Consider the following 8,860-nt stretch of genomic DNA (forward strand, 5'->3'; position numbering starts at 1 on the left):
TGTCGACGGTGAGCAGCCACATCAGCACCGGCGCGAGCGGGCCCGCCTTCTTCGGCTCGGGCACCGTGCCGCGGGCGACGGCGTGCAGGACCGCGAGCGGGTTGTCGCCCTCGCCGAAGGGCGGGGTGCCCTCGACGGCGGCGTAGAGGGTCGAGCCGAGCGCGAAGACGTCGGAGGCGGTCTCGGGGTTCTCCCCGCGCGCGATCTCCGGCGCGAGATAGGCCGGGGTGCCCGCCAGGAAGCCGGTCGCGGTGACGGTGACGTCACCGGTGGCGTGCGAGATGCCGAAATCGGTGAGTTTCACGGTGCCGTCGTCGCCGACGAGCAGGTTGGCAGGCTTCACGTCGCGGTGCAGGATGCCCGCCTTGTGCGCGGCGGCCAGCGCCGCGGCCGCCTGGGCGCCGATCCCGGCCACCTCGAGCGGCGGGAGGGTGGCTCCGCCCGCGAGCTTCACCGCCAGGCTCGGCGCGTTCATGTACTCCATGACCAGCCAGGGCTGGCCGTCCTCCTCGGCCACGTCGAAGACGGTGATGGCGTTGGGGTGGTGCAGCCGGGCGGCGATGCGGCCCTCGCGCATGGCGCGCAGCTTGGCCTCGAGGGCCTGGGATCCGGTCAGGCCGGGGGCCAGCAGCAGCTGCTTGACCGCGACGGTGCGGCGCAGGCGCACGTCGGTGGCCCGCCACACCACACCCATGGCCCCGGTGCCGATCGGGTCGGTGAGTCGATAGCGTCCGGCGATCAGCCGATCCGACGTCATGTACGTGCCCCTCCTGCTCGCCCGGCCGAGTCGTCCTACCCTCTGCGCGTGGCGGGGTGAAACTCCGAAAATCCTACGTGCTGAACTGCTTTGCCCTGGACGGGCGACCTGGTCGGCGACGGTGCCTTCCGGGCGGGACGAACGACGTCGTTCCCCGGGTGCCGGGCACGTGCGGGCACCCCCATCGATGGTGGACCACGCCGACGGAAACCGCAGGCCGACAGCCGTTTCCGCACGGGTTCCCCGGCCGGCGACCGGCAGGCGCGACTCGGCACCGCCGCGACCGGCCGGGACGCACCGTGGCGTCACGGTGCGTTTCCCGGCCGGACACCGGCGCGGGGGCGTGACCAGACTCACAACCGTCCGAGACAGTGCGGGCGGGTCAGGCGTTGAAGTACTTCGCCTCCGGGTGCAGCAGGACGAAGGCGTCGGTGGACTGCTCGGGGTGCAGCTGCAGTTCCTCCGACAGCACCACCCCGATGCGGCCCGCGTCGAGCAGGTCGACCAGCTTGGCGCGGTCCTCGAGGTCCGGGCAGGCGCCGTACCCGAAGGAGTAGCGGGCGCCCCGGTAGCCGAGCTTGAAGAAGTCCTGCACGTCGTCGGGGTCGGACTCGGCGATCGCGGAGCCCTCGAGGGTCAGTTCCTCGCGGACCCGGCGGTGCCAGTACTCGGCGAGGGCCTCGGTCAGCTGCACGCCGACGCCGTGGACCTCGAGGTAGTCGCGGTAGTTGTCGCCCGCGAACAGCTCGTTGGCGAAGTCGGCGATGGGCTGTCCCATGGTGACCAGCTGGAACGGCAGCACGTCGACCTGCCCGGTCTCGCGCGCCTTCTCCCGCGAGCGGATGAAGTCGGCGATGCACAGGAAGCGGTCGCGCTGCTGACGGGGGAACCGGAACCGATAGCGCTCGGGGGCGTCGGGCTCGGGCTCGGTGAGCACGACGACCTCGTCGCCCTCCGAGACCGCCGGGAAGTAGCCGTAGACCACCGCGGCGTGCTGGAGCACGCCCTCGGTCGAGAGGCGTTCGATCCAGGCGCGCAGCCGGGGCCTGCCCTCGGTCTCCACCAGTTCCTCGTAGCTGGGGCCCTCGCCGCCGCGCTGGCCGCGCAGGCCCCACTGTCCCAGGAACAGCGCGCGCTCGTCGAGCAGGCCCGAGTACTCCTGCAGCGCCAGGCCCTTCACCACGCGGGTGCCCCAGAACGGCGGCACCGGCACCGGCAGGTCGGCGGCCACGTCGGAGCGTTCGGGCACCACCACCGGCACCTCGGCGGCCTTGCGCTCGGCGGCGATCCGCTTGGAGCGCTCGTGCCGGGCCTTGCGCTCGGCGGCCTTGGCCCGGGCCTCGACCGCCTCGGGGCTGTCGGGATCCAGGCCGCCGCCGCGCTTGACGGTCATGATCTCGTCCATCAGGCGCAGGCCCTCGAACGCGTCGCGGGCGTAGTGCACCTCGCCGTCGTAGACCGCGGTCAGGTCGTTCTCCACGTAGGCGCGGGTCAGCGCCGCGCCGCCGAGGAGCACCGGGAACTGCTCGGCCACCCCGCGGCTGTTGAGCTCCTCCAGGTTCTCCTTCATCACCACGGTCGACTTCACCAGCAGACCCGACATGCCGATGACGTCGGCCTTCTTGTCCACGGCCGCGTCGAGGATGGTGGCGATCGGCTGCTTGATGCCGAGGTTGACCACCTCGTAGCCGTTGTTGGACAGGATGATGTCGACCAGGTTCTTGCCGATGTCGTGCACGTCGCCCTTGACGGTGGCCAGCACGATGCGGCCCTTGCCGGAGTCGTCGGTCGCTTCCATGTGCGGCTCGAGGAAGGCCACCGCGGACTTCATGGTCTCGGCCGACTGGAGCACGAACGGCAGCTGCATCTGGCCGGACCCGAACAGCTCGCCGACGGTCTTCATGCCCGAGAGCAGGGTCTCGTTGATGATCTGCAGCGGCGGCACGGTCTGCATGGCCTCGGCCAGGTCGGCCTCCATGCCAGCCTTCTCGCCGTCGACGATGCGGCGCTCGAGCCGCTCGAACAGCGGCAGCGCGGCCAGCTCCTCGGCGCGGGAGGCCTTGGACGAGGCCGTCGAGACGCCCTCGAACATCTCCATCAGCTTCTGCAGCGGGTCGTAGTCGGGGGTGCGGCGGTCGTAGACCAGGTCGAGGGCGACCTGACGCTGCTCGTCGGGGATCCGGCTCATCGGCAGGATCTTGGAGGCGTGCACGATCGCCGAGTCGAGCCCGGCCTCGACGCACTCGTGCATGAAGACCGAGTTCAGCACCTGGCGGGCGGCCGCATTGAGACCGAAGGAGATGTTGGACAGGCCGAGGGTGGTCTGCACCGCCGGGCGGCGGCGCTTGAGCTCGCGGATCGCCTCGATGGTCTCCAGGCCGTCGCGGCGGGACTCCTCCTGGCCGGTGCCCAGGGTGAAGGTCAGGGTGTCGACGATGATGTCGGACTCGGCCAGGCCCCAGTTGCCGGTGATGTCGTCGATCAGGCGTTCGGCGATCTCGACCTTCTTGGCCGCGGTGCGGGCCTGGCCCTCCTCGTCGATGGTCAGCGCGACCACGGCGGCGCCGTGCTCGGCGACCAGGCGCATGATCTGCTGGAAGCGCGAGTCCGGGCCCGCGCCGTCCTCGTAGTTGACCGAGTTGACCGCGCAGCGGCCACCCAGGTGCTGCAGGCCGGCCTCGAGCACGGGCGGCTCGGTGGAGTCGAGCATGATCGGCAGGGTGGAGGCGGTGGCCAGCCGGGAGGCCAGCTCGCTCATGTCGACGGTGCCGTCGCGGCCGACGTAGTCGACGCACAGGTCGAGCATGTGCGCACCGTCGCGGGTCTGGTCCTTGGCGATGTCGAGGCACTTCTGCCAGTCGCCGGCGAGCATGGCCTCGCGGAAGGCCTTGGAACCGTTGGCGTTCGTGCGCTCGCCGATCATCATGACCGAGGCGTCCTGCTCGAACGGGACCGCGGTGTACATGCTGGAGACGGCGGGCTCGTGCACCGGCGCGCGGCGCTCGGCGATCGGCGGCAGCGACCGCTCGGTCTCGCGCACGGCCTCGGCGACCTGACGGATGTGCTCGGGGGTGGTGCCGCAGCAGCCGCCGACCAGCGACAGCCCGAACTCGGAGACGAAGCCGCGCAGCGCGACGGCCAGCTCCTCCGGGGTCAGGGGGTACTCCGCGCCGTGGGCGCCCAGCACCGGCAGGCCCGCGTTGGGCATCACCGAGACCGGGATCCGCGCGTGCCGCGAGAGGTGGCGCAGGTGCTCGCTCATCTCGTCGGGGCCGGTGGCGCAGTTGAGGCCGATCATGTCGATGCCGAGCGGCTCGAGCGCGGTCAGCGCCGCGCCGATCTCGCTGCCGACCAGCATGGTGCCGGTGGTCTCCACGGTGACGTGGGTGATGATCGGGATGCGCCTGCCCGCGCGCTCCATGGCGATCCTGGACCCGTTGACCGCGGCCTTGACCTGCAGCAGGTCCTGGCAGGTCTCGACCAGGATCGCGTCGGCGCCGCCGTCGAGCATGCCGAGGGCGGCCTCGGTGTAGGCGTCGCGCAGCGCGGCGAACGGGGCGTGCCCCAGGGTGGGCAGCTTGGTGCCGGGCCCCATGGAACCGAGCACGTAGCGCGGGGTGCCGTCGGCCGAGGCGCCCATCTCGTCGGCGACCTCGCGGGCCAGGCGGGTGCCCTTCTCCGACAGGTCGCGGATGCGGTCGGCGATGTCGTAGTCGGCCAGGTTGGGCAGGTTGCAGCCGAAGGTGTTGGTCTCCACGGCGTCGGCGCCCGCCTCGAAGTAGGCGCGGTGGATGTGGCGCAGCACGTCGGGGCGGGTGTCGTTGAGGATCTCGTTGCAGCCCTCGAGGCCGCGGAAGTCGTCGAGCGTCAGATCCGCGGCCTGCAACATGGTGCCCATCGCACCGTCGCCGATGACGACACGCCGGGCGAGGGTGTCGAGGAGCGTGGTGTCGAAACCGATGGGTGAGGACGCAGACATGTACCCAAGAGTAGTGGGCGGCACCGACGCCTCGGACCGGTGCGGCCGTTTCGGGTGGTCAGGGCCACAGCTCCCGGCCGCCGCCCGGGCGTGGCGCGGGGTCGTCCGGCGCGAAACCGCTTCGCGCCGTTCCGGTTCCGCCACACCGGGCGCCCGGCCCCGGCGCCACGGCGCGCCCCCGCCCTCCGGTACGCCCGTGCCGGACCCGTCGGCGCGGGCATCCGCGCAGGCCGGACCGGCTCCGGGCGACACATCGCGGCCCCGCCTGTGAAATGTTCCGCGTGCCACTAGGCTGGGCGGGTGGAAGCAGCCGATACCCCTGAGACGGAACTGCCTACGCTGCGTGATCCCGTGCTGGTCGCCGCGTTCGAGGGCTGGAACGACGCGGGCGACGCCGCCAGCGGCGCCGTCGAGCATCTGGAACTGCTCTGGGATGCCGAGCCGCTGGCCGAGCTCGACTCCGAGGACTACTACGACTATCAGGTGAACCGCCCGACGGTGCGCCAGGTCGACGGGGTGACCAGGGAGATCCAGTGGCCCTCGACCCAGCTGTCGGTGTGCTCGCCGCCCGGCAGCGACCGCGACGTGGTGCTGCTGCGCGGCATCGAGCCCAACATGCGCTGGCGCAGCTTCTGCGCCGATCTGCTCGAGTTCATCGAGCAGCTGGGGGTGCAGACGGTGGTGATCCTCGGCGCGCTGCTGGCCGACACCCCGCACACCCGCCCGGTGCCGGTCACCGGGTCGGCCTACAGCCCGGAGGCGGCCGAGCGGTTCAACCTCGAGCAGACCCGCTACGAGGGTCCCACCGGCATCACCGGCGTCCTGCAGGACCAGTGCGTGAAGGCGGGCGTGCCCGCGGTCTCGTTCTGGGCGGCCGTGCCGCACTACGTCTCCACCCCGCCGAACCCCAAGGCGACCATCGCGCTGCTGCACCGGGTCGAGGACGTGCTCGACATCGAGGTGCCGCTCGGCGAGCTGCCCGCCCAGGCCGAGGAGTGGGAGTCGGCGGTCAACGAGATGACCGTCGGCGACGAGGAGATCAGCGAGTACGTGCGCTCGCTCGAGGAACGCGGCGACGCGGCACTCGATCTCAACGAGACGATGGCCAAGATCGACGGCGACGCCATCGCGGCGGAGTTCGAGAAGTACCTGCGCAGGCGCGGTCCCGGCAGCTTCGGCCTCTGACGGCACCGGCGCGAGGGCGCGCGCCGCCACGGCCCGCGCCCTCGCCCGGATCAGCAGCGATCGAGGGTGAGGACCTTCGCCTCGGCCTCGCTGGCCAGCTTGGCCAGGAGTAGCTCGCGCGGAATCGTCTGGCCCGCCAGGTGATCCATCGACGGCACCACCACGTGATGGGCGTCGGCGCGGCCGAGTTCGGCGGTCAGCTCGGCGAAGGCGGTGCCGTCACCGTCGATCGACTCACGGAACGTCGCGGCGAAACACAGTCCCTCCGACCGCGCCAGGTCGCGGAAGGACTCCTCCAGTGCCTCGCTCCGGCCGTCGGCCAGATCGTCACGCAGGTACCCATAGATCAACGCTTCCACCCGAACCTCCGTTGGATTGGACCGCTGTCGAACACGTGCATCCAGCATGGGTGACGGTGGCCCACCCGCGCAGCGGTCACCGGAGGTGACATCTGCGTGCCCTATTCGGGCCACCGATCGTTAACTGGTGGGATACTACAGGGGTGGCCGCTACCGACGATCGACCCGTCTGGGCTGTCCGGATGCGCTCGGAACGCGATGCCAGGGGGTGGTCGCAAGCCGACGCCGTCCGGGCGATGCGCGCCCGGTCCACCCACACTCTGCCGACCGATCAGACGCTGCTGCGCAATTGGCGCCGATGGGAATCCGGCGACGCGCGACCCGACGACTTCTACGCGCCGCTGATCGCCGCCGCCTTCGACACCGTCACCGCGGCCTTCTTCCCCGAGCCGCGGATCAACCGCGACGACGAGCTGCTCTCGGCAACGGGCCTGGACACCCTGGAATTCGTCGGCAGGCTGCGCATGTCCGACGTCTCGCCCGCGACGCTGGACGCGGTCCGCATCACGGCCGAAAGACTGTGCTGCGAATACGCTTACGCGGACCCGGCGCGCCTGCACGCCGAGGCCACCGCGTGGCTGCGCCGCATCACCTCGCTGCTCGACGGCAGGCTGACCCTGGCCCAGCACCGCGAGATCCTCGTGCTCGCCGGCCGGGTGGCATTGCTGGTGGGTTGCCTGGACTACGACCTCGGCCGGCGCGCGGCCGCGGAGGCGACCCGCCGCGCGGCGCACTCGCTCGGCGCCGAGGCCGGGCACGCCGAGATCGTCGGCTGGGCCGCGGAGATGTCGGCGTGGTTCGCCTTGACCCAGGGCAACTTCCGCGGCGCGATCGAGGTCGCCGAGGGCGCCGCGGCGGGTACCGCCGACCTCGGCGTCGGGGTGCAGCTGGCCGCGCAGCGGGCCAAGGCGTGGGCGCGCCTCGGCGACCGGCGGGCCGTGCAGCGAGCACTCGACGAGGGCCGGGCCATCCTGTCGCGGCTCCCCCATCCGGCCGACCTGGACAACCACTTCGTCGTCGACGCCGCCAAATTCGACTTCTACGCCATGGACACGTGCCGGGTCGCCGGGCAGGACGGGCCGGCCGAGCGGTTCGCGCGCCAGGTCATCCGGGACGCGACCCGCCCCGACGGCTCGGTGCGCAATCCCATGCGGGTCTCGGAGGCGCGGCTGACCCTGGCGGTGGTCGCGGTGCGCGACCACGACCTGGAACGGGCGGTGGCCGAGGGGCTGGCCGCGTTCACCACCGGACGCACGTCGCTGCCGTCGCTGGCCTGGATCGCGGGCGAGGCCGCCCGCGAGATCATCGAGCGCCATCCCGGCGATCCGCGGACCCACGCGTTCCTCGACGAACTGCGCGCCCTCGACGCCTGCTGACGGTGGTTGCCAGTAGGCTGCCCCGGTGACCGAGACCGCCGACGGACTGCCGGGCGCCGTACCCGACGTGTGGGACGAACGGTTGCGGATGTTCTCGTTCGCGACCGCGGAGAAACGGGCCGACTATCTGCGGGTGCTGCGCGCCTTCGACAGCGCCCGCGCCGCCTACGTGGTGCTGCTGCACGCCGACGACGTGGCCGAGTGGATCGCCCGCGAGGAATCCGGCGGCGCGGCCGGTGCGGGCGGGGTGCCGCTCCCGGCGGCCGAGATCGGGGCGCTGCTCGAGCAGTTGCACCGCTGGGGTGTGCTGGAACGAAGCTACGACGGCACCCGCGCCGCCACGCTGGCCGAATACCGCAACCGGCACTACGTCTACCAGTTCTCCCAGGCCGGGTTCCAGGCCTACCGCGCGGTGGCGGGCGTGCTGACGGCGCGGGTCGGCGAGGCGTCGCTGTCGCGGCTGGTCCTGCCGGAGCTGCTGACCGATCTCCGGACCCTGGCCGCGGCCAACACCGACGGCGACGCCGAGCGGGTCTACACCACGCTGCGGCGCCTGGACGCGACGCTGACCGACATGGCCACGCGCGCGGCGCAGTTCTACCTGTCGCTGGGCGATCTGGTGCGCACCACCGAGATCACCCCGGAGGCGTTCCTGGCGCACAAGGACGCGCTGCTGGCGCACATGCGCGAGTTCAGCATGGATCTGGCGCGCTTCGCGCCCCGGCTGGCCACCGCCATCACCGAGATCGAGCGGACCGGCGTGGCCGAGCTCGTCGCGCGCGCGGCGAGCTGTGACGAACGCGTGCTGCTCACCCCGGCCCAGCGCGAGGCCGACTGGCGGGCCCGGTGGGAGGGCCTGCGCACCTGGTTCGTCGCGGCGGCGGGCGCCGACGGCGCCGAGCCGACCGAGGCGGACCGGCTGCGCGAGGCGACGATGAGCGCCATCGCGGCCGTGCTGTCACTGCTGCGCCGCGTGACCGAGACCCGGCGCGGCGGCATCAGCCGCGAGTCGGCGCTGCGGCACCTGGCGGCCTGGTTCGTCGACGCGCCGAGCGCCGAAGCCGCCCACGCCCTCTACGACACGGTGTTCGGGCTGGGCAGACCGCGGCACCTGGCGCTCGAGCACCCCGAGCCGAGCTGATCCCCCCGGGCGATCCTGGTGGGAGGCGCCCGCCGCTGGAGATCTCGCGCACGCTCGCCGAGA

Annotated in this window: 5 protein-coding genes and 1 pseudogene; 3 read left to right on the forward strand and 3 right to left on the reverse strand. The window is 72.0% G+C overall.

The annotated features are described in order from the left end of the window. Together ON36_RS14880 and metH are read right to left on the reverse strand one after the other, a co-directional pair. Positions 1-757 (reverse strand): serine/threonine-protein kinase (locus ON36_RS14880; protein ID WP_043652986.1); only part of this gene is annotated, 757 nt, incomplete at its 3' end. Positions 758-1,139: 382 nt separating this feature from the next. Then, on the reverse strand, positions 1,140-4,736 hold the full coding sequence (gene metH / locus ON36_RS14885; protein ID WP_043652989.1) for a methionine synthase: 3,597 nt from the start codon (positions 4,734-4,736) through the stop codon (positions 1,140-1,142). A gap of 300 nt (positions 4,737-5,036) precedes the next feature. Here metH and ON36_RS14890 point away from each other — a divergent pair, with 300 nt between their 5' ends. Continuing rightward, positions 5,037-5,921, forward strand: a complete 885-nt coding sequence (locus ON36_RS14890) for a PAC2 family protein (protein ID WP_043652991.1) — start codon at positions 5,037-5,039, stop codon at positions 5,919-5,921. Positions 5,922-5,971: 50 nt separating this feature from the next. Here the strand turns inward: ON36_RS14890 and ON36_RS14895 are convergent, their stop codons facing one another. Next, complete coding sequence (locus ON36_RS14895) at positions 5,972-6,280, reverse strand: hypothetical protein (RefSeq protein WP_043652994.1); 309 nt, start codon at positions 6,278-6,280, stop codon at positions 5,972-5,974. A 182-nt stretch (positions 6,281-6,462) separates the two neighbouring features. Between ON36_RS14895 and ON36_RS14900 the strand changes: the two genes are divergently transcribed. Next, positions 6,463-7,656 carry an NsdA family TPR-like regulatory protein gene (locus tag ON36_RS14900; RefSeq protein ID WP_245558083.1) on the forward strand — a complete coding sequence of 398 codons (1,194 nt, stop codon included), beginning with the start codon at positions 6,463-6,465 and terminating at the stop codon, positions 7,654-7,656. Between the two features lie 25 nt (positions 7,657-7,681). Further along, positions 7,682-8,860: pseudogene (locus ON36_RS14905) on the forward strand (TIGR02677 family protein); the annotation flags it as partial.

It is taken from the genome of Nocardia thailandica NBRC 100428 (assembly GCF_000308795.1).
Lineage (GTDB): Bacteria > Actinomycetota > Actinomycetes > Mycobacteriales > Mycobacteriaceae > Nocardia > Nocardia thailandica.